Origin of the sequence: Chitinophaga sp. CC14 (assembly GCF_048957795.1) — a bacterium.
Classification (GTDB): Bacteria; Bacteroidota; Bacteroidia; order Chitinophagales; family Chitinophagaceae; genus Chitinophaga; species Chitinophaga ginsengisegetis.
The window spans coordinates 562,836-583,580 of record NZ_JARBFY010000006.1 but is presented as its reverse complement, the minus strand read 5'-3'; the positions used below and the strand labels follow the sequence as shown (position 1 = coordinate 583,580).

13 protein-coding genes are annotated in these 20,745 nt (G+C 48.6%); 8 read left to right on the top strand and 5 right to left on the bottom strand.

Going from position 1 to position 20,745, the window contains the following annotated elements; genetic code table 11:
• The first annotated feature begins 5 nt into the window (after positions 1-5).
• The gene (locus PV783_RS32820; protein WP_420990963.1) at positions 6-1,646 is read left to right on the top strand and encodes an FAD-dependent oxidoreductase; all 1,641 of its coding nucleotides are present in this window, start codon (positions 6-8) and stop codon (positions 1,644-1,646) included.
• 76 nt (positions 1,647-1,722) lie between these two features.
• Here the strand turns inward: PV783_RS32820 and PV783_RS32815 are convergent, their stop codons facing one another.
• The 5 genes from PV783_RS32815 to PV783_RS32795 all read right to left on the bottom strand — a co-directional run bounded on the left by PV783_RS32815 (position 1,723) and on the right by PV783_RS32795 (position 9,762).
• Complete coding sequence (locus PV783_RS32815; RefSeq protein WP_420990962.1) at positions 1,723-2,850, bottom strand: redoxin domain-containing protein; 1,128 nt, start codon at positions 2,848-2,850, stop codon at positions 1,723-1,725.
• 59 nt (positions 2,851-2,909) lie between these two features.
• Positions 2,910-4,370: a RagB/SusD family nutrient uptake outer membrane protein gene (locus PV783_RS32810; protein ID WP_420990961.1), complete on the bottom strand. Its 1,461-nt coding sequence runs from the start codon at positions 4,368-4,370 to the stop codon at positions 2,910-2,912.
• Between the two features lie 10 nt (positions 4,371-4,380).
• Positions 4,381-7,767, bottom strand: a complete 3,387-nt coding sequence (locus PV783_RS32805) for a SusC/RagA family TonB-linked outer membrane protein (RefSeq protein WP_420990960.1) — start codon at positions 7,765-7,767, stop codon at positions 4,381-4,383.
• Positions 7,768-7,999: 232 nt separating this feature from the next.
• Positions 8,000-9,166, bottom strand: a complete 1,167-nt coding sequence (locus PV783_RS32800; protein ID WP_420990959.1) for a FecR family protein — start codon at positions 9,164-9,166, stop codon at positions 8,000-8,002.
• 41 nt (positions 9,167-9,207) lie between these two features.
• Positions 9,208-9,762 carry an RNA polymerase sigma factor gene (locus tag PV783_RS32795; protein WP_159454419.1) on the bottom strand — a complete coding sequence of 185 codons (555 nt, stop codon included), beginning with the start codon at positions 9,760-9,762 and terminating at the stop codon, positions 9,208-9,210.
• Positions 9,763-9,967: 205 nt separating this feature from the next.
• Here PV783_RS32795 and PV783_RS32790 point away from each other — a divergent pair, with 205 nt between their 5' ends.
• The 7 genes from PV783_RS32790 to PV783_RS32760 all read left to right on the top strand — a co-directional run bounded on the left by PV783_RS32790 (position 9,968) and on the right by PV783_RS32760 (position 20,744).
• A complete protein-coding gene (locus PV783_RS32790; protein ID WP_420990958.1) occupies positions 9,968-10,765 on the top strand; it encodes an SDR family oxidoreductase in 798 nt (265 codons plus the stop codon).
• A gap of 16 nt (positions 10,766-10,781) precedes the next feature.
• Positions 10,782-11,702 carry a helix-turn-helix domain-containing protein gene (locus tag PV783_RS32785; protein WP_079472256.1) on the top strand — a complete coding sequence of 307 codons (921 nt, stop codon included), beginning with the start codon at positions 10,782-10,784 and terminating at the stop codon, positions 11,700-11,702.
• Between the two features lie 97 nt (positions 11,703-11,799).
• Positions 11,800-12,393: an RNA polymerase sigma factor gene (locus tag PV783_RS32780; protein ID WP_159454418.1), complete on the top strand. Its 594-nt coding sequence runs from the start codon at positions 11,800-11,802 to the stop codon at positions 12,391-12,393.
• Between the two features lie 76 nt (positions 12,394-12,469).
• Positions 12,470-13,663, top strand: coding sequence for a FecR family protein (locus tag PV783_RS32775; RefSeq protein WP_420990957.1), 1,194 nt, complete (start codon positions 12,470-12,472; stop codon positions 13,661-13,663).
• A 170-nt stretch (positions 13,664-13,833) separates the two neighbouring features.
• Positions 13,834-17,169, top strand: a complete 3,336-nt coding sequence (locus PV783_RS32770) for a TonB-dependent receptor (protein WP_420990956.1) — start codon at positions 13,834-13,836, stop codon at positions 17,167-17,169.
• Positions 17,170-17,180: 11 nt separating this feature from the next.
• Entirely contained in the window at positions 17,181-18,569 is a 1,389-nt protein-coding gene (locus PV783_RS32765; protein WP_420990955.1) for a RagB/SusD family nutrient uptake outer membrane protein, read from the top strand.
• 18 nt (positions 18,570-18,587) lie between these two features.
• Entirely contained in the window at positions 18,588-20,744 is a 2,157-nt protein-coding gene (locus PV783_RS32760; RefSeq protein ID WP_420990954.1) for a T9SS type A sorting domain-containing protein, read from the top strand.
• Position 20,745: the final 1 nt, after the last annotated feature.

Genomic DNA, 20,745 nt, shown 5'->3' with positions numbered 1-20,745 from the left:
AAATTATGAAAAAATTCCTCGTTAGTATTGCAGTATCCATCTGTTCCTTATCCGTGTTTGCGGCGCCCGTTCCCGGGAACGTGACGGCCGACGTGATTATTTATGGCGGCACCTCCGCTGCGGTTGTTGCTGCCGTACAGGTGAAAAAAATGGGCCGGTCTGTTATCATTGTATCTCCCGACACACACCTGGGTGGCCTTTCCTCCGGGGGATTGGGCTTTACCGACACCGGCAACAAATCCGTTATAGGCGGGTTATCGCGTGAGTTCTACCACCGTGTATACCAGCATTACCAGCAGCCTGACGCCTGGCAATGGCAGCAACAGCAGGAGTACGGCAACAAAGGCCAGGGAACAGTAGCGATGGACGGCGCGGAACGTACTATGTGGATCTTTGAGCCGCACGTAGCGGAACAGGTGTTCGAAGATTTCATAAAAGAAAACAAGATCATTGTATACCGGGATGAATGGCTGGACCGCGAAAAAGGGCTGATCAAAAAGGATGGCAACATCACGTCATTCACCACCCTCAGCGGCAAAACCTTTGCCGGGAAAATGTTCATTGACGCCACCTATGAAGGCGATCTCATGGCCGCTGCCGGCGTCAGCTACCACGTGGGCCGTGAAGCCAACAGCGTGTACGGCGAGCAATGGAACGGCATCCAGGTGGGCGTACTGCACCACGGTCATCACTTTAAAACAAACATCAGCCCCTATAAAATAGCGGGCGATTCCTCCAGCGGACTGCTGCCACGCGTTTCCGGCGACGATCCCGGCAAAAAAGGGGACGGCGATAAACGGATACAGGCCTACTGCTTCCGTTTGTGCCTCACCAACGACCCGCGTAACAAGGTGCCGTTTGAACGGCCTCACGGTTACGACTCTACGCAGTATGAACTACTGGTACGCGTCTTCAATTCCGGCTGGCGGGAAACCTTCAATAAATTTGATCCCATTCCCAACCACAAAACAGACGTGAATAACCACGGCCCTTTCAGCATGGATAATATCGGGATGAACTATGATTACCCGGATGCTTCCTATGAAAGAAGGAAGGCCATTATCAAAGAGCATGAACAATACCAGAAAGGTCTGCTGTATTTCATCGCCCACGATCCCCGCATACCGTCAGACGTACAGGATGCCATGAACAAATGGGGGCTGTCGGCCGACGAGTTTAAAGACAATGGTAACTGGCCGCACCAGCTGTATATCCGCGAAGCACGGCGCATGACGGGCATGAGCGTGATGACGGAACATGAAGTGCTGGGCAAACGTGCTGTGAGCCAGTCTGTAGGCATGGGCTCCTATACGCTGGATGCGCACAATGCGCAACGGTACGTAAAACCCGATGGCTTTGTGCAAAATGAAGGCGATATAGGCGTGGATGCGGAGCAGCCCTACCGGATCTCTTATGGTGCTATTGTGCCGAAGAAAGGAGAATGCGGCAACCTGCTGGTGCCGGTATGTATGTCCAGCTCACATATTGCTTTTGGTTCCATCCGCATGGAGCCGGTGTTCATGATCCTGGGCCAGAGTGCCGCCACCGCCGCAGTACAGGCCATCACCGATAAAAAGAATGTACAGGATATCAGTTATAAAAAACTGAAAGCACAGTTGCTGAAAGACAAGCAGCGGCTGGAGTAGTAATGGTATAAAATAAAATAAGGGCCGGCTAAAAAGTAGTTCTGTACTTTTTAACCGGCCCTTGTAATTTCTCCGGCTATTTATGCAGTATCTCCGTAAGCTTTTCATGCAGCGTTTCTCCACGCAGATTTTTTGCGATGATGCGGCCCTTTGGATCCAGGAGGAAGTTTTGTGGGATGGCTTTTACCTGGTACAATTTCCCCGCTTCATTTTTCCATCCTTTCAGATCAGATAACTGTTGCCAGGGCAATGCATCTTTCGCCACCGCACCAAGCCACGCGTCTTTATTGGTATCCAGGGACACGCCAACGATCGTGAAGCCTTTTTGGTTAAATGCCTGGTATGCTTTCAGTACATTGGGATTTTCCGCCCGGCATGGTCCGCACCAGGAAGCCCAGAAATCAAGCAGCACATATTTCCCCCTGAAGTCAGACAATTTCACCGGTTTACCATTTACGTCATTTTGAATAAAATCAGGGGCAATCGCTCCAATTGAAAGCGGCCCCAGATCATACAATGTTTTTGCGAATTGTTTGCCGGTTTTGGTGTTGCGTACTGCCGGGGACAATCTTTTGAAAACAGGTTTAATACGTGGTACGTCCACATCATTGCCAGCCACTTCTATCAGGGTAACCAGGCTGATATACGATGTAGGATTTTGACGGATGAAAACATATTTCATAGAGTCGGTTTGTTTTGCAATCACCTGGTATTGTTTCATCACCGAATCCATGAACCCGGGATCTTTTTTTTGCTGATCAGATGCCGCATCCACGTCTTTGCTCATCTGTTCCATGCGATGCAGTACGGAGCGTTTGTACCGCTGGTAATCGCTGTTTACAGGGCCACCCGTAATCTTTGCGTTTGTTACGGAGTCGGTACCGGTAATTTCGATAACTCCTTTCTCCAGGTAGCAATCATTGACATCAGCCGTCTTCTTCCATGTTGTGAAATCTTTTCCGGTATGATCAATGAGTACATGCACATTAACCGGTTCCTCCAGTTGACCGCTAAACCGGAAAGCGCCTTTGTTGAACGTTGCCGAGTCAAGCACCTGCTGATTGTTCCAGCCGTAGTTTTCTACCAGGTACGCTTTTGCAGGTGTGGCGGATGTATGAAGTTTGATGGTCAGTGTGTATTTGCCGGATTGGGCGAACATCCATCCGGGCGCCAGTATGGCTGCCAGTATCAACATTTTTTTCATGAGAAATGTATGTATTGAGAACAGGCAGGATGATGTTTATCACCATCCTGCCTGGTATATTATTGAAGATATCCCGGGTTGGGTGTTAAATTAGGATTTTGCAGCAGGTCAGCGGGCGGAATGGGCCAGTAAGACATATAGCTCATCCAGGTAGTGGGTTTGGTAGGTGCTACGGTAGCCATTACAGCGTCGATGACGCCGGTGCGTTTCAGATCGAAAAACCGGTGACCACATTCTGTGAACAGTTCGGTTTGTCTTTCTTTGGCAATGGCGGTGAGAACACTGGCTTGCGTGCCTGCTGTCAGTCCTTCCAGGCCCGCGCGTAGCCGCACCGCATTCAAATCTTCCACCGCATTGCTTTTATTTTGCATCGCCCTTGCTTCCGCACGGATCAGGAATTGCTCTGAAAGCCGCAGCATAACCTGGTATTCTGCATTGGTAGCCGGTGATTTATATTTACCGGGGAAATAATACACCGTAGCCGGAGTGGTAGAAGACGCGGCCACTGTGGAGGTACGCACCCAGTTGGTGAAGCGCCCGTCGCCAGGCTCAAACTTATTGATCAGGATATTGCTCAATGCAACAAATACGTTGGAGGAAGCAGGGCTTTGCGGCGGTACAATTGTTTCCGGCATACCATTGTTATAGAAACCGTATTCATTGGCAGCTTTGGGACTGTTGGTAGCCAGCGCCCAGATGGTTTCCCGGCTGTTGGCAAGAAACACCTGGCTGAGCGGCGGCATCTCATAATTGGTGTTGCCAATCAGTTCACCAGCCTGTGCTTCGGCATTGGCCCAGTCTTTTGTATAAAGATAAACTCTTGCCAGCAAAGCCGTAGCCACGGCCTTATTAGGACGGAAGCGATTAGTGGTGGTAACACCATAGCCATTTTTATACTCGTTGCTTAAAAGGGATTGCGCCATTTTAAGATCGGCAATGATTTGTTTGTACACATCAGCTTCCGGAGCGCGGGCCAGCCGGTTATTTACCGCGTAGTTGTTAGTCAGCGCCAGCGGTACAGGACCGTAAATATTAACGAGATAATAATAAAAATAAGCCCGCAGGAAGTAGCACTCGCCCAGCCACTGGTCTTTGTAAACGAGGTTGCCTTTGCTGGTGCTGATGCCTTCAATAGCCGTGTTAACGGTAAAGAGTTTCTTATACAGGTCGGACCAGTTGCCGCTTTGCCCGCTTTGAATCGCATTCTTGTAAAATACATCTGCAAAATTACCGTTCAGTAAACTTCTGAGTTCATCAGTATACAAGCCCATTGTATAACCAATATTACCACTCGAGGAACCTTGAAAAGGCCCGGAATTGTTCATGTTCAGATAGATACCTGTAACAACTGTGGATATCATATTGTCGGTGGAATACACATCCACCGCCGCAATGGTATTGGCCGGCAGCTGTGTATTGTCCAGGTATTTTTCACAGCTGCTCAGGGTGATGCCCATTGCTGCAGTGATGGTAAGCAGGCGTTTTGAAAAACTATTATTGGCAGGAAATATCATCTTCATTTTCGGTACATTAAAGTGTAACATTAATTCCGGTTGTAAATATGCGCAGTGGCGGGATCACGCCCGCATTCAGGTTTTCAGGGTCAAGACCATCGAATTTGGAAATGGTCAGCAGGTTTTGTCCCTGTACGTACACCGACAGATTTTTGAGATGCAGCATCTTGTTCACTTCCGGGCTGAAACTATACCGGATGCTCACATTCTGTAATCGTGCATAGGTGGCGTCGCTATAAGCCCCGGTGCTGTTTTGCAGCAAGGTTTGTCTGAATATACTGGTGAACTGGCTGCTTAATTTAGGGATGTCTGTGATATCACCCGGTTGTTGCCAGCGGCGCAACCAGATGGTAGAACCATTTAAGCCATACAGCCCGAAAGGAAACGGGGTTTGACCAAGAAAATTCATGCCTGTGCGGCTGGTAAAATTAAAGGTGAAGTCGAGCGTAAGCCGTTTGTAGGTAAAGGAATTTTGCAGCCCGCCGAAATATTTTGGCGCCAGGTCTACAAATTCGGTTTTATCTGCCTGGGTTAATCCGCCGGTGTAATCGGATACATTGCCTTTCGCATCGGTGAAACTGTAATTGCCGGTTTCCGGGTTTACGCCGTTGTATTTATAAAGCAATTTACCGGTAACGGGTTTGTTCAACACGTAGTTGGCATTCTGCGTACTGGAGGGTAATCTCAGCAGTTTGCTTTTAGGGATTGAAATGTTGAACCTTGTTGACCAGGTGAAATCCCTGCTTTTGATATTAATGGAGCTTAGGCTGATTTCCATGCCGCTGGTACGGATCAGCGCATCGGAGTTTAAAGTGTAGCTGGTATAGCCGGTAACGCTTGACAGCGGCTGGCCCAGCAGCTGGTTACCTGCGCGGTTGGTGTAGTAGCTAAAATCGGTTGTAAGCCTGTCGTGAAAAAATCCCAGCTCCAGACCGGCTTCCGAGTTAAAGTTACGTTCCCAGTTCAGCAGGGGATTGGGAAGTGAGTTGGGTGTTAATCCTACCTTGCCATCATAGGATCCGCCAATTACACTATACGTTCCCAGCCAGCGGAAATCGCCAATGGCATCGCCGCCTACCACGCCGCTGCTGATCCTTAGCTTACCAAAGCTGAGCCACGGCAGGTTGTCGCTGATTAGTTTTTCGCTGCTGAAAATCCAGGCCAGCGCGGCGGAGCCAAAGTTCCCGATACGGCGGCCGGGTCCGAACTTGGTGGACCCATCCCGCCGTGTGTTGATATCGATAATGTATTTCTCGTCCCACACAAATTTTATAATTCCATACATGCCGATGGACCGGTACTCGGTGAGGTTATAATTGGTAGTTACGCTAGATCCGGCAGAGGGGTTGTTCAGCAACGCATCGGAAGGAAATCCCGTTCCGGTGATCTCATCAAAATAGGTGACCTGGTTATTGAGTTCACCACCTAGTTTCACGCTTAAATCACCTTTCTTACCAATCAACGTATTGAATTCGCCATAGGGTGAAATGGTGAAGGAGCGGGTGTTATACTGGTGCAGAATACCCACCGTTTGCGTAGGGGCCTGGGTGTTGGTAGGATTGAACACGGTTGTTGGATAGCCGATCAGTTCCTTTCCGTTGATGGTATTGTAGCCAAAAATACTGCGGAGTGTTATTTTTTTGATGGGCCGGTAAGTGAGCGTGGCATTGGCCAGTAGGTTGTTGGTAGTATTTTCATATAGCCTGTTGGCGTTACTGGCTGTGCCGCTGCTGTTAAGGTCGCTCCCGATGGATGCCCAGTTGATACTGCCATCTTTGTTATAGGCAGGTGGCGCATTTGGCGGCGTTAATGCGCTGACGGAAAAATCGTAGGGCACCATGTCATTTTTCGAAGACAGGTAAGTACCGGTGATGCCCATCGTAAACTTATCGTTGGCCGAGCTGGTGTTTAATGCAAACCGGAGCGAACCATCCCTGTTTGATCCTTTGTGCCGTTGTATGTTGCCGATATCGCGTAGACTTCCGCTGATCAGGTACGTGGTGTGCTGGGCGCCACCGCTGTAAGAGAAGTTAGCGTTGGATGTGGCGGCCGACTTTCCCATGAATTCTTTCCGCCAGTTGGTGTAGCGGTCGGCGGGCCAGGTGCCGTTCAGATCATTGTCGCTGGTGGATACTTCGAGCTTATCATTGGCCAGTGCTTCGCGGCGAAGCATCAGGTATTGATCGGTATTGAGCAACGGAGATGTTTGTCCGTTTACCGATATACCGGTGTAGATATTAGCGTTAAAAGATTGCTGGGCAGCCCTGGATTTCTTGGTAGTGATCAGGATTACGCCATAGGCGCCGGAAGAACCATAAATAGCAGTGGCATCCACATCTTTGAGCACATCGATACTTTCAATATCGTTTGGATTGATATAATTGAGGCCGCTGCCTCCCTGCAGGAAATTTTCTGTGCCATAGGAAGTGTTGGTGGAAAGAGGTAACGTACCACCGGGATAACGTACGCCATCCACAATGATCAGCGGTTGTGTAGCGCCGGTGGTCAGATTTGCGGAGCCGCGCATCCTTACGGTAAAGGCGCCTCCCGGCTGACCGGTTACCTGCTGGATAAACAACCCGGGCACTTTTCCCTGCAGCGCTTCCAGTACATTGTTTACCGGGTTTTTCGCTATTTCTTTAGATGTAACCGTAGTAATGTTACCGGCATTAAATCTTTTAGTCGTAGTACCATAGGCCGTTATTTGTACTTCATCTATGGGTGAAGTACTTAACGCAAGCTGGATAATGAGCGCAGCAGGATTCCCGGAAATGAGTTTTGAAACGCCTTCTGAAGAAGCGCTTTCTCCACCGGAAGACTTCCGTTTGGCAGGCAGTTCAGATGACACTACCTGGAAGTTGTTGCCGGTAAAACGGAGGGTAAGCGGAGCGAACCCGATGGCAGATACTTTAATAATATCTCCCGTATTCACATCAAAAGAAAAAGAGCCATTGGCAACAGAGATAGCGCCTTTATTGGTTCCTGAAATTACCAGGTTCACTCCCGCCAAAGGTTGTCCGTTGGGAGAACGGATAAAACCTTTAACAGGAATGAATGTGGCAACAGGAGGGGCGGAAGGAGAAGCCTGCTGGCCGGAAGGCGCAGGCAGGAGTTTTCGGGAAACAAGAATCGTCTTGCCCTCGATCACATATTCTAAAGGTTGATTTTTAAAGACGTCGTTTAAGAGGTCCCGCAGGGGCAGGTTATCGGCAGCAAGCGTCACTGGTTTGGCATCGGCCAGTACCCCTTTCTGATTCAGCAACACGTAGCCCGTTTGCTTTTTAATAGCGGTGAATACCTGTTTCAGCGTCAGGTTCCTGCCGGAGATGGTAACATTTTGAGCCATACTGGCGGCATGGGCATGAATAAAGGCGGCAGTTAATAAGAAGGTCGTTAATTTCATAGCCCTCATGATTTTGGTTCTTATTCTAAAGGACTTGCTGAATCCGTCGTTGGCGGATCTGGCAATGCCCCGGTGCTGCCCCGCACGAACAGGGGGGCAATAGCATTTTTTTTGCATAGATTTGCAGCAGATTTGGTTGTTAATAAAAGTGGTTGGTAGACCGTTTTTTTGACTAATTAAATTCATCCACCGTCACAGTTAGCGCTGTGACGGTTTTTTTATGATAACTGTATTATTGCACAATCAGCTTCCTGCCTTCCAGGCGAAAGTGGATATCGGTTCTTCTGAGCATCACCAACAATCCGTTTAGCGAAACATCTTTGGTCATCTCTCCTTCAAATTCAATATCCGGAATCCCTTTTTCATACACCACTTCGATATCGTACCATCGCTCCATCTGGCGCATGATTTCAGCCAGGCTGACGCCATCAAAATAGAACAGGCCATTTTTCCAGGCAATCACTTTATCGATGTTGGCATTTTCAATAACCCTGATCTTTGTTTCGATTTGCGCCTGCTGGCCCGGCCGGAGGATTACATCTCCCGGTTTATGTCCGCCTGCGAGGGCCGCCACACGTACCGATCCTTCCAGCAGGGTAGCGGTGATAGATTGCTCGTTGTCATAGGCATTCACATTAAAATGCGTACCCAGCACGGCTATTTCCGCTTTATTGTTCACGCGCACGCGGAAAGGCATGGCTGGATTTTTTGCCACTTCAAAATATGCTTCACCGGTAACCTCCACTATCCTTTCCTTACCTGAAAACAGGGTAGGGTACCGTATGGAGCTGGCCGCATTGAGCCATACCTGTGTACCATCCGGTAAAGCGATCCGGAACTGCCGCCCCTTTGGGGTAGACATCGTATTATATACAGCTTCCCCGGTGGGTGCTCCCGCCGGATCGTAAGCCAGCTGGCCGTTTGCGAGCACCAGCTGAGTGCCGTTCTGTTTGGCGATTACGCCATTGCTGAGGCTATCCAGCGCTACCTTCGAGCCATCGGCCAGGGTAAGGATGGCGCCCTCCCTGCCGGGGGCAATGTCCACAGGTTTAGCGGCTATAACAGGCGGCGGTGTATTTTTTTTATGGGTGACCAGGAAGTAAGTGCCGGCGGCCAGTACCAGGAGGATGATGGACGCCGCTGCCCAGCTTCTGCGGGGCAGGAAATGAATACGGCGTGCGGGCTTGTCGCTGTTCAACGCCCGTTGCAGCAACGGCAACAGCGCTTCATCCTGCGGGGCCGTTGTATCCAGCTCGCCTGCCAGCTCCTCAAAAGCGGCCTGTAGTGTCTCCTGGTGGTCCGGCGACTGCAATAACTGCTGAAACTCCGCCTGCTCTGTGCTGCTCAGGCTTTTCTTCAGGTATTGCCCTGCCAGGTAATATATGCGTGTATTTTCCATGCGCTATATAATAAGATGCGGGAGAGAGAGCGTTGTCACTATCACTTTCTAAAAAAAAGTAAAAAAATAATAATGGCGGGCAGGCGAACGGATTCCGGCAGGAAGCTCCGGATAGCCTGGAGTGCGGCACTAAGGGCATTGCGTACATAGCCGTCGGAAAGACCGAGATGAGCGGCTATTTCTTTGGTGGTCATGCCTTTTTCCCTGCTCAGCTCATAAATGGTTCTGCGCTGGGGCGACATCACCCGGAGCGCGCGTTTCACGGCAAGTTGAATTTCTTTCACTGAAATGGTGCTCAGCGCCTGGTTAAAACTGGCGCCTTCCAGGTTAAGGTTGCCCAGCTTGGCATTATATAAGGACGTTTTGCGGAGATATTGCAAACATTCGTGAACGGTGATTTTCCTGAGCCAGGGGCCCGGGAGCTGTACGTCTTTCAGCCGGTCCCTGTTCAGCCATATCTTAATAAAAACTTCCTGTAACACCTCCTGTTTGGCTGTTTCGCTGTGGAGCATCCGTAAGGCGAGTGACGCCAATGGAGTGGAATAAAGGTTAAACAACGCTGCAAATGCGGCTTCGTCCCCCTCAGCAATGCGCAAAAGCAGTTCCTTCTCAGTATATGTTTGATCAGATGACAATTATCTTTTAAGGCCGGATTATTTTGCAAACTAGGGCAAAAAATAATAAGAAAGTAGTGATTCGTGTAATTGATTGGTCATTTCGGCTACATCAAAACTCAATTTGGCAACATCCGGCTTCCTGCACTATCAGACCTTTGAGATGTAAAATTAAATACATCAACAAATGAAAACGATATTCATTACAGGAGCATCAACAGGCCTGGGCAAAGCAACTGCCAAATTATTTCAAAGCAAAGGATGGCAGGTAATTGCCACCATGCGTAAACCGGAAAACGAAACAGAACTTTCACAATTGAAGAATGTGGTGCTGTTACCGCTCGACGTAACCAATGCTGCACAAATTAACGATTGCGTAAAAAGTGTTACCGGGAAATATGATGTGGACGTGGTACTCAACAACGCAGGATACGGATTAATGGGAGCTTTGGAAGCGCTGAGCGATGAGCAGATTGAGAAACAACTGGATACCAATTTACTCGGCGTTATGAAGGTTACAAGAGCATTTATTCCCTTTTTCAGGGAGAAGAAAAAAGGTTTATTTATCACTATTACTTCCATCGGAGGGTTAGTTGGTTTCCCGCTGGGTTCTACTTATCATGCCACCAAATGGGCGCTGGAAGGCTGGAGCGAATCTTTATCCTATGAACTGGCTCAGGACAATATCGGTATCAAAACCGTTGCACCGGGTGGCATTGTTACAGATTTTGGAGGCAGGTCGCTGGATGTAGGCAATCACCCGGCTTACGACGAAATGATGCAAAAGGTTTTTGCATTATTCACGCCTGAAAGTTTCTCTTCAGCAGAAGAAATAGCTGAACTTGTATACGAAGCCGCTACCGACGGACAAAATAAAATCACCTATGTTGGGGGTGAGTATGCGAATGCTCTATACAACAGACGCTTGGAAATTGGTAAAGAAGCCGCCCGGATTGAGTTGGGTAAAAGTATATTAGGCAATTAAGTCTTAATTTTGATAAATGAAGAAATCAAATAATATCCCTGCAAAAATAGATTCCATTTCTGAATTGAACAGGTTAATGGATTTGCCAAAACCGGTGCATCCTTTGATTGGTTTTTTCGACAACACCAGTATCAAGGTTGACATCAGTCAGCTACCTGAATCTTTGCTGTTGAATTTTTACAAGATATCATACAAAGTTAATCAGCAGGGAAGAATGGGATATGGGCAGGGATATTATGATTTCGACGAAGGCGGAATGGTGTTTACGGCCCCCAATCAACTGATCATCATTCCGAATGAAGCAGTGTATGAAGGGTTTTCCCTGCTCTTTCATCCCGATTTTATCAGGAATTATCCCCTCGGGCAGAAGATCAAACAATACGGATTTTTTTCTTATGATACCAATGAAGCCCTGCATTTATCGGAAAAAGAAAGACAGCAGATTTTTACTGTCGTCGAAAGTATAAAAGACGAACTCAATAATGCCATTGATGCATTCAGCCAGGATCTTATTGTATCGTATATTGAAGTATTGCTCAACTACAGCAACCGTTTTTATAAGCGCCAGTTCATTACCCGCAAATCTGTGAATCATGATCTGCTGACCGGCATGGAAGATCTGCTTAATAGTTATTTTGATAAGGAAGATGGCCTGCAGAAAGGGCTTCCGACAGTTGAGTTCCTGGCAGATAACCTGCATGTTTCTCCGCGATACCTGAGTGATATGCTTCGTTCGCTCACCGGGCAAAATGCACAGCAGCATATTCATGAAAAGTTGATTGAAAAGGCAAAGGAATACTTGATGTCCACTCATTTGTCGGTGGCCGAAATTGCTTACCAGTTGGGGTTTGAGCATCCTCAGTCCTTTAATAAATTATTCAAACGTAAAACCAGTTTAACCCCGGTAGAATTTAAGCAGTCATTTCACCAATCGTAGTTTTTAAGGCCCGCCTGGTGGTATTGTTTTGTAAATTAGAACAGGTTGTATTATTTTCATGCATCACTACCCGTTATAATTAACACTGATACCATCCGTGATCCACGTCAATGAACAGGAATTGTTGCTCTCCGTTGCAAAAGGAGATGAGCGGAGCTTCCAGGTTCTCGTTAAACAATACTGGCCACAGGTATATGGTACAGCACTGCGCCTGACACGCTCTCCTGAACAGGCAAAAGATCTCTCACAGGATATCTTCCTCAAATTATGGAACAACCGGGAAAAGCTTCCTGGTGTGGAGAAGGTGGGAACGTTTATATATGTATGTGCCCGCAATCTTATCATGGATCACCTGGAAAAGAAAGTGCTGCACACCGATAATATTGAATTCCTGGCCGATCATCTCTCCGATGCTCCTTTCAGCGACGCCCAATCCGGTATGGAATACAAGGAATTGGAAAAGATCCTGCTGCTGGCCATTGAGCATCTCCCGGAAAAAGTAAAGACCGTTTTTGTATTGCATCGTTTTAACGGGCTAAGTCATGTACAGATCTCCCGGAAACTGAATATCTCTGTAGTGAGCTCACAAACCTATATTGTCAGGGCGTTGCGCAGCATCCGGGAATATTTAAACCGGCATTCCGAAAGTATTTTTGCCTTACTGTTACTGACTTCCAATTATTTTTTATGAAATTTTCAGGGTTACTGTCTTACCCCTTCTTTGTTTTCCGTCCTTATAACGGGAGATATTAAATCTGCATCAGCATATGTCTGAAATTACGTTTGAAGAACTATTTAAAGGATACATGAGCGGAGCGCTGAACGCCGAAGAAATCCGGTTGTTCAGGAGCATGGCCCTGCAGCCGGAAAATAGGGCGCTGCTCTCCCAATTATTGCAGGATGCCTTTAATGACCCTGCCTATGCCGAAAATGCAGATTTTGATGCCGGTGAAATGGCGGAGGAGATCATGATGAAAGCGCGGCAAAGTGAGGCTGTACCTGTTTTACACCGAACCAGGCCATCCATTATTGCCCGTCCCTGGTTTAAATACGCCGCTGCGGCAGCCATCTTTTTATTGCTGCTGGCAGGAAGCTGGGAATGGAGTACCTATAAAAAAACAACGACAGGTTTCATAGCGCAACAGGCGCAGATACCGCAAGGAACAGCACGCCCGGTACTGATCCTGGGAGATGGCACCCGCATTGCGCTCGACAGCGCCGCTAACGGCGCCATCGCCCGGCAGGGCTCCGCACAGGTAATTAAGCTGGCCAACGGGCAGTTGGCATATAAACAATTTTCACAGAAGAACACCGGCCTGGTATACAATACCATGCAAACACCCACCGGCTGCCTGTACCAGCTTATATTACCGGACGGCTCACATGTTTGGCTCAACGCCGCTTCCTCTATCCGGTATCCCGCCGCTTTCCCGGATGATAAGAGAACCGTGGAGGTTTCGGGAGAAGCATACTTCGATATTGCCAAAGATGACAGGAAACCATTTATTGTGACCGCCAAAGGCATGGAGATACAGGTATTGGGTACGGCATTTAACATCATGGCCTACACCGATGAAGCTACCGTGAAAACCACGCTGGTACAGGGCGCAGTGAGAGTAAACGCTGCCAGGATATTGCATCCCGGTGAACAGGCAGTACTGCAACACGCTTCCGGTGAGCTAAGCATAACCAGGCCCGACATGGAAGAAATACTGGGCTGGAAAAACGGTGAGTTTTATTTCAGGAATACCGATATCAGTGCCATCATGCGACAGGTAGCACGATGGTATGATATAGAGATAAAATATGAAGGAGACATGTCCGGCATTAAGCTATCCGGCATTGTTTCCAGGACAGCAAAGATATCACAGTTATTGAAAGCACTTGAACTAACCAAAATCGTACGTTTTAAGATACAGGGAAGAACTATTACCGTGATGCCTTACCAGGAGGCCAATTAAATCATCTTTTTAAATAAATATGTCATGACCTGATTGCTGCACGGATCACACGTAGTATGCACATCTGCTGAAAACCTTTTGCTGAGGGCCCTCGGTAAGGTAAGCTGTGTGTACACGATTAAATTTCCACGTTTATGATTGCTAATATTTAAAATCCACGACTGAAAAATATGAAATTCCTTGCCACAGGCATTCTCCCGGCTGTAAAGAGATGGCCCGCCAAACCGCTATGGATCTTTATGACCATCCTGCTGCTGCATCTGAACGCCTATGCACAGCATGTAACAATTTCCGTAAAAAATGTGCCGATGGAGAAAGTGCTTGTTCTGTTAAAACAGCAAACAGGTTATTCTTTTATCTGGCACGATCAGCCGCCCAGTGCACTCAATAAGGTGTCGCTCGAATGTAAAAACCAGCCACTGGAACAAGTGCTGAAATCCTTTCTGGGCAACCTTTCCCTGCAATACGAAATAACGGATAAAATAGTAGTGATCACTAAAAAAACAACGCCGCTGCCTGCCGGGAAGGAGCTGGACAGGATCACTATATCCGGGAAAATATCGGACGAAAAAGGATCGCCGCTGCCAGGTGTGAGCATTCGCGTAAAAGGCACTTCGCTTGGTATTACTACCGATAGCCAGGGTAGCTTCTCCCTCGCAGTGCCGGACAACAACAGCATCCTGGTTTGTTCCTATGTGGGGTTTGAATCCAAAGAGGTGAGCGTAAACGGGCAGTCTTCCATCAATATTGTGTTAAAGCTGCAAAGCGCTTCGCTGAATGATCTCGTGGTAATTGGCTATGGCACCCAGCAGAAAAAGAACCTGACCTCTTCAGTGAGTTCCATTAAAGGCAGCGAGCTGGCCGGTGTTGCGGTAACCAGCCTGGATGCGGCATTACAGGGAAAAGCTGCAGGCATGCAGGTTGTACAAAACTCCGGCGCTCCCGGTGATGAAACGTATATCCGTATCCGTGGTAACGGCTCACTGTTTGGCGAAAACCGCCCGCTGTATGTAATAGACGGTGTACCCATGAGCAATCTTCCTGCGGCGCAATATGGCGTTTCCGGCGATGGGCAACGGATTGCCACTACCAATAATATTAACCCCAACGATATACAGTCGGTGGAAATACTGAAAGATGCCGCCGCCACCGCTATCTATGGTTCCAGGGGCGCCAACGGCGTTATCCTCATCACCACAAAAAGAGGTGCGGAAGGTAAATCCCGTTTTAATTTCAATATGTACACCGGCGTGGCGGATATCCCCAAACGTTTGCCGCTGCTGAACGGCGAACAGTTTGTGGAGCTGTTCAAAGAATCCCGCGTTAATGCAGGGTTACCGGTAGATTCTGCTGTAGTGAACACTGGTCGTAATACCGACTGGCAGGATGCTATTTTCAGATCGGCGCCGGTATCTAACTATAATTTATCTATCTCCGGCGGTACCGGTAAAACATCACACTACGTATCCCTCGGCTACCTGGATCAAACAGGTACTATTGTAGGATTGCAACACTACAAGCGTTTTAACGGACGCGTGAACTTTGATTTTGCGGCAAGCGATAAATTAAAGATCGGCGTAAATTTAACAGGAGTAAGGTCTACCAACAACCGCATGGACAACAGCTTCTCAGGACAATCTGTACTGGCGCTCGCGCTGATAGAAAACCCCAATGATCCTGTTTACAATCCTAATGGCACTTATTACACCGATAGAAACCGCCGTTGGACCAATCCCGTGATGATCGCCAATAACCTGCGGTTTCAATCGATCGTAAACAGCTATATCGGAAATGTATATGGTGAGTACACCATCCTTCCCGGTCTGAAATTTAAAACCAGTTTTGGCTTCGATAATCAGCAGGTAACCGACGACCGCTACCAGTCGAAACTCGTGAACAACGGTTCCGCAGCGAGTGGCTTTGTGTCTGTATTCACGCAGTTCTTATGGGTCAATGAAAATACGTTATCATACGCACCGGTGTTAAAAGGCAAACACAAATTAACGGCCTTGCTCGGTCAGAGTGCGCAGGAGGCTAATGTGAGAAGGATCAGCGTTTCCGGCAACACCAATTCAACCGATATCATACAGGCAGTAACCGGTTTTACCTCGCTTTCTGCACCGCTGGACTACCGCTCGCAATGGGGGCTGGTATCTTATTTCGGCCGTTTAAGTTATAACTACGACGATCGCTACCTGCTGGAAGGGGTACTGCGTACGGATGGTTCCTCCCGTTTTGGCGAGAATAAAAAATATGGCTTCTTTCCTTCTGTGGCCGCAGGCTGGCGGGTAACCAATGAAGCCTTTATGAAACAGCAGCGTTTTATTAATGAACTGAAACTGCGTGCAAGCATTGGCGTTACAGGTAATAATGAGGGGCTTGGAAGCGACTTTCCCGCGCTCGCCACTTATTCCACCGGTTATAATTATGGGTCAGAAGCTGGTATTGCCGCTACCTCTTTATCAAATGTGGATCTTAGCTGGGAAGCAACTACTGCCACCAATCTCGGTCTGGACCTGAGTTTCTGGGACAGCAGGATCAGTGTTACCGTAGATGCCTACCGCAAACTCACCAACCGTTTGATCTTTAAACTGGATCTGCCCTATACTTCTGGTTTTAACCGTACCAATGGCGCCAACATCGGGCAGATGGTGAATAAAGGACTGGAGATAGGAATCAATACGGACAATATCCGCGGCAAGTTCACCTGGAGTACTAATTTCAACCTGTATTTCAACAGGAATAAAATTACCAGTTTGCCTGAAACCGTGGCCGGCGACCCTTCCAGTTCCGACTTTACAGAAAGTTTGCCTGGTTCATTCGGTACCAGTTTACCCACCAGTATTTTTCGTGTAGGCCAGCCCGTTGGCTCCTTCTTTGGCTACCGCAGCAAAGGAGTAGATGCTAAAACCGGGAACATGATCTATGACGATATTAATGCTGATGGAAGAATAACGGCTGCCGACCGCGTGATCCTGGGCAATGCGTTGCCGGATTACACCGGCGGTATTACCAATACTTTCGGTTACAGGGGAGTAGACCTGAGCTTTTTCCTGTACTGGTCGTACGGCAATAAAGTATACAACCAAACCCGCAACATGCTGGAGCGTATGAGCGGCTATAATAACGGCGACGTACGTACGCTGAACCGCTGGACGCCGGAGAATACCATCACCGATGTGCCCAGGGCCGTGTTCAATGATCCTGCCACGCCCAACAGTTTAACCAATGGTGAAGTATCGCAGCGCTTCGTGGAAGACGGGTCGTTTATCAGGATGAAGAATGTGACGCTGGGATATACTTTCCGGCAAGAGCTACTGAAAAAGGTACGGATCAGCAGCGCCCGGATATACGCCAGTGCGCAGAATCTTTTCCTGATCACCAGCTATTCCGGTCTGGACCCTGAATCGCAGAACCAGTCGGTGAAGAATTCGCAGCTCGGTATCGACTGGGCAGTACAACCGCAGCCACGCACCTTCCTGCTTGGATTAAATGTAAACTTTTAAAAGCAGCCACCATGAAGAAATTACGACTCATATATCTCCTCATCGCATTTGCTTCCTGTACCAAAGTGCTGGACCAGGTGCCTGAGTATACCATTGCAGATGAAAACTTCTGGCAAACAGCCAACGATGCAGAAAGTGCGGCAGTGGGCATTTACCCGGCCATACAAAGTATGTCGATGCAGTTCCCGGTTGCTTTCGACGCCGCGTCTGACGCTACTACGGCATTGCTGATCAATTACAGCCCTTTTACCAATCACGGCATCCCGGTAGATAACGCCATTGTAGCAAGCTACTGGCAAAATAACTACGCCGGCATCGGCCGCGCCAACGATTTGCTGAAACATGTTCCGCTTATGAAAGATAGCTTGTTTGCAGGTGGAAGGAAAGAACAGTTGCTGGGGGAAGCACATTTCCTGCGGGCGTATTTTTATTTCAACCTGGTAAAGGCTTATGGTGCCGTGCCGCTGGTGCTCGAGCCTTATACATCTTTCAACGCGGATTTTACTATTCCACGTTCACCGGCCGACAGTGTTTTCCGGCTGATCATTTCAGATCTGAAAGCAGCTGAAGCTACGTTGCCTCCCACGTTTGCAGCGGCGGCATCTACCCGGGGCAGGGCCAGCCAGGGCGCTGCCAAAGCCTTGCTGGCAAAGGCATACCTGAGCGTGAAAAACTATGATTCCGCAGCGGCCAAAGCGCTGGAAGTAATGAATAGCCCGGTGTATACGCTGGTGAGCGGTGCTGCAGCCTATAGCAGCATGTTTTCTACCGGTGGTAAAAACAGTACCGAAGCGATATTTGAAATACAGTTTGTAAGTTCTTCTTCACAGGCCAACGGCCTGTTCAGTTTATATGTGCCGGTGAATGGTATTCCCGCCGGTATACAACAGGGCAGTTACCAGATAACGCCCACTGCAAAGATCATTGGCGCTTATGAAACCGGTGATATCAGGAAGAATGCTGCATTGGGCCTCACAACTTCAGATCCTGCATTGCCATATGTAAATAAATACACCCGTTTAACCAGTGGCACAGAGCCCGATATTATTGCGTTGCGGCTGGCAGATATTATTCTTGTAGGGGCGGAAGCGTTGAACAGCCTGGGTAAAACTGCCGAAGCCACGGAAGCATTGAATATCATCCGCCGCAGGGCTTTTGCAGAGCCGTTGACCTCGCCGGGCGCACATGATTTTCCTTATGGCAGTGAAACAAATCTTACACTGGCTATAGAAAACGAGCGGTTTAAGGAACTGGCTTTTGAAGGCCACCGGTTTTACGACCTGGTGCGTACCGGCAGGGCGGACGCAGTATTAGGGATTACCACAGATCAGACTTTGTGGCCGGTGCCTTTGAGAGAGATAGGCCGTAACCCGCGGCTTGTACAGAATCACGGATACTAACATCTTAAATTTATAAAGATGAAAAAAACTATTTCCACGTTATGGCTGATATTAACAGCCTGTTTCAGTTATGCGCAATATACCACCACCTGGGTAGGCAATAACTTTTCTGATGTAACTAATTATGTAGGCAACTGCGCCCGCTCTATGTGGGTATCGCCGGAAGGAGTGGTGTATACTGCCTCATTATGGGATGAAAAGGGACGCAATATCGGCATTTATCAGAACGGGGCTACTGTGGGTCGTATGGGTGGCACAAAAGAATCGCAGGGCAGCGCTATTGGCGGCAATGCCACGCATATTTTTACCGCGCAGCAGGCGCCCAACAGCGGTAAAATAGGGCGTTACAACCGCAGCACCAAACTGCGCGACCTGTTGTTTACTGCCAGTGCAGGTACCGGAGATGCCATCCGGGGTATTGCCGTTTCCGCCGGCCGCGTATATGTAAGCGATTCCAGTGGCAACCGGGTAACAGTATTCACCACAGGAGGGGTACTGATAAGACAATGGGCTGTTACTTCGCCGGGGCCTATCGCTATCGATAGCTCGGGCGCCGTTTGGGTAGTGCAGCTGGGTGATGGTACCATCCGCCGTTTCGATTCTACCGGTGTGGCAGGTACCGTGTTGAATATTGGCGCCACGGCGCGTCCGTCTGCTTTATATGCAGATAGTGTAAGCGGACAACTACTGGTAGGCGATCAGGGACCGGACATGAACATCAAAGTGTATACTAACCTAACGGGAACGCCTGTACTGAGCAGTACCTTTGGCGCATTGGGCGGTTATCTCAATGAAACAGGTGGTATCCGCGGGGCTGCGGGCGACAAGCGCTTTACGCGGGTAGTGGGCATTGGCCGCGATGCTTCCGGTAAGTTGTATGTACTCAATAATCCCTGGGGCGGCACCTGGGACCTGGGCCGGAACGGCGCTACCGATATTCATTGTTACAGCACTGCCGGTTCGTTGCTGTGGACGCTGCAGGCGCTGAACTTTGAAGGCTGCGCTGCAGCAGATGCCGGCACCGATGGTGAATTGCTTTACAGCGGTAATATCATTTATTCCTATACCGGTGTGGATGGTGGCGCCTATGTAGCCAATACCGTTGATCCGTACCGCTATCCCTGGGATGCGCGGATACAGATGAGCGACCGTGCCAGGGGACAACATTTTGGTCACCTGGCTAATGTAGGCGGGCACCGTATCCTGGTGGCCAATAACCAGAATGCAGATATATTTTATACGTATTATTTCAATCCTGCTACAGATGGGTACATCGCCATTCCCGGTGATACCATCTCTAAGGTCAGGAATGGGTTTTGCCTGGATTCTCTGGGAGATATCTGGATCTCCCAGGATAAAACCAATGCCATCCAGCATTATCCTCTAACGGGCTTTGCGGGCAACGGAAAGCCCATCTGGGGACCGGTGATATCCACACCCGTACCCGCTACTATTGCCCGGTTAAACCAGCTGCAGTATATCCCCGCCAGTGATGTAATGGTGTTGGCCGGTGGTAACACCGACTGGACGCTGATCGGCAACCGCATAGAAGTATATCACGGCTGGGTAGCCGGAAATCGTACGCCCGATACCGTTATTACACTGAGCCGGGCCCAGGCCAAGTCAATGTCGGCTGCAGGAAATTATCTTTTTGTAGGCTACTACGCCATTCCTGATATCGATGTTTTTGATCTCACTACCGGCGCATTGGTGCTTACCATGAACAGCAGCAACCCCAATATATACGTGGGCAACGATGTGGATTCACAATATGGCATCAAAGCATATCACAGGTCCACCGGCGAATACATGATCACCAAAGATGATTACAACGCCAATAAGATAGTGTTATATCTCTGGACACCGCCGGCAGCTGTGGATAGCAGCAGCAGCCCTCTTGCGGCCGGCAAGCTGAATACAATGGCTTCCGGTTTAAACGTATATCCGAACCCGGTAGTAAATATATTGAATGCAGACATCCGGTTAACAAAGCCAAAAATATGTACGGTCAGCATTTATGATCTCTCCGGAAAAATAGTAAAAACAATAGCTGCAAAAACTAACGGGCCGTGGAAGATAGATGTAAGCAGTTTACCACAAAGCACCTATATACTGGTGGTTTCAGACGCCGGCAATGGTCAGATGATCGGTCAGCGTAAGTTTATAAAGCAATAAC

Coding starts and splice junctions, on each gene's coding strand:
- PV783_RS32820 (WP_420990963.1), top strand. CDS start 6: ATGAAAAAATTCCTCGTTAGTATTGCAGTATCCATCTGTTCCTTATCC.
- PV783_RS32815 (WP_420990962.1), bottom strand. CDS start 2,850: ATGAAAAAAATGTTGATACTGGCAGCCATACTGGCGCCCGGATGGATG.
- PV783_RS32810 (WP_420990961.1), bottom strand. CDS start 4,370: ATGAAGATGATATTTCCTGCCAATAATAGTTTTTCAAAACGCCTGCTT.
- PV783_RS32805 (WP_420990960.1), bottom strand. CDS start 7,767: ATGAAATTAACGACCTTCTTATTAACTGCCGCCTTTATTCATGCCCAT.
- PV783_RS32800 (WP_420990959.1), bottom strand. CDS start 9,166: ATGGAAAATACACGCATATATTACCTGGCAGGGCAATACCTGAAGAAA.
- PV783_RS32790 (WP_420990958.1), top strand. CDS start 9,968: ATGAAAACGATATTCATTACAGGAGCATCAACAGGCCTGGGCAAAGCA.
- PV783_RS32785 (WP_079472256.1), top strand. CDS start 10,782: ATGAAGAAATCAAATAATATCCCTGCAAAAATAGATTCCATTTCTGAA.
- PV783_RS32775 (WP_420990957.1), top strand. CDS start 12,470: ATGTCTGAAATTACGTTTGAAGAACTATTTAAAGGATACATGAGCGGA.
- PV783_RS32770 (WP_420990956.1), top strand. CDS start 13,834: ATGAAATTCCTTGCCACAGGCATTCTCCCGGCTGTAAAGAGATGGCCC.
- PV783_RS32765 (WP_420990955.1), top strand. CDS start 17,181: ATGAAGAAATTACGACTCATATATCTCCTCATCGCATTTGCTTCCTGT.
- PV783_RS32760 (WP_420990954.1), top strand. CDS start 18,588: ATGAAAAAAACTATTTCCACGTTATGGCTGATATTAACAGCCTGTTTC.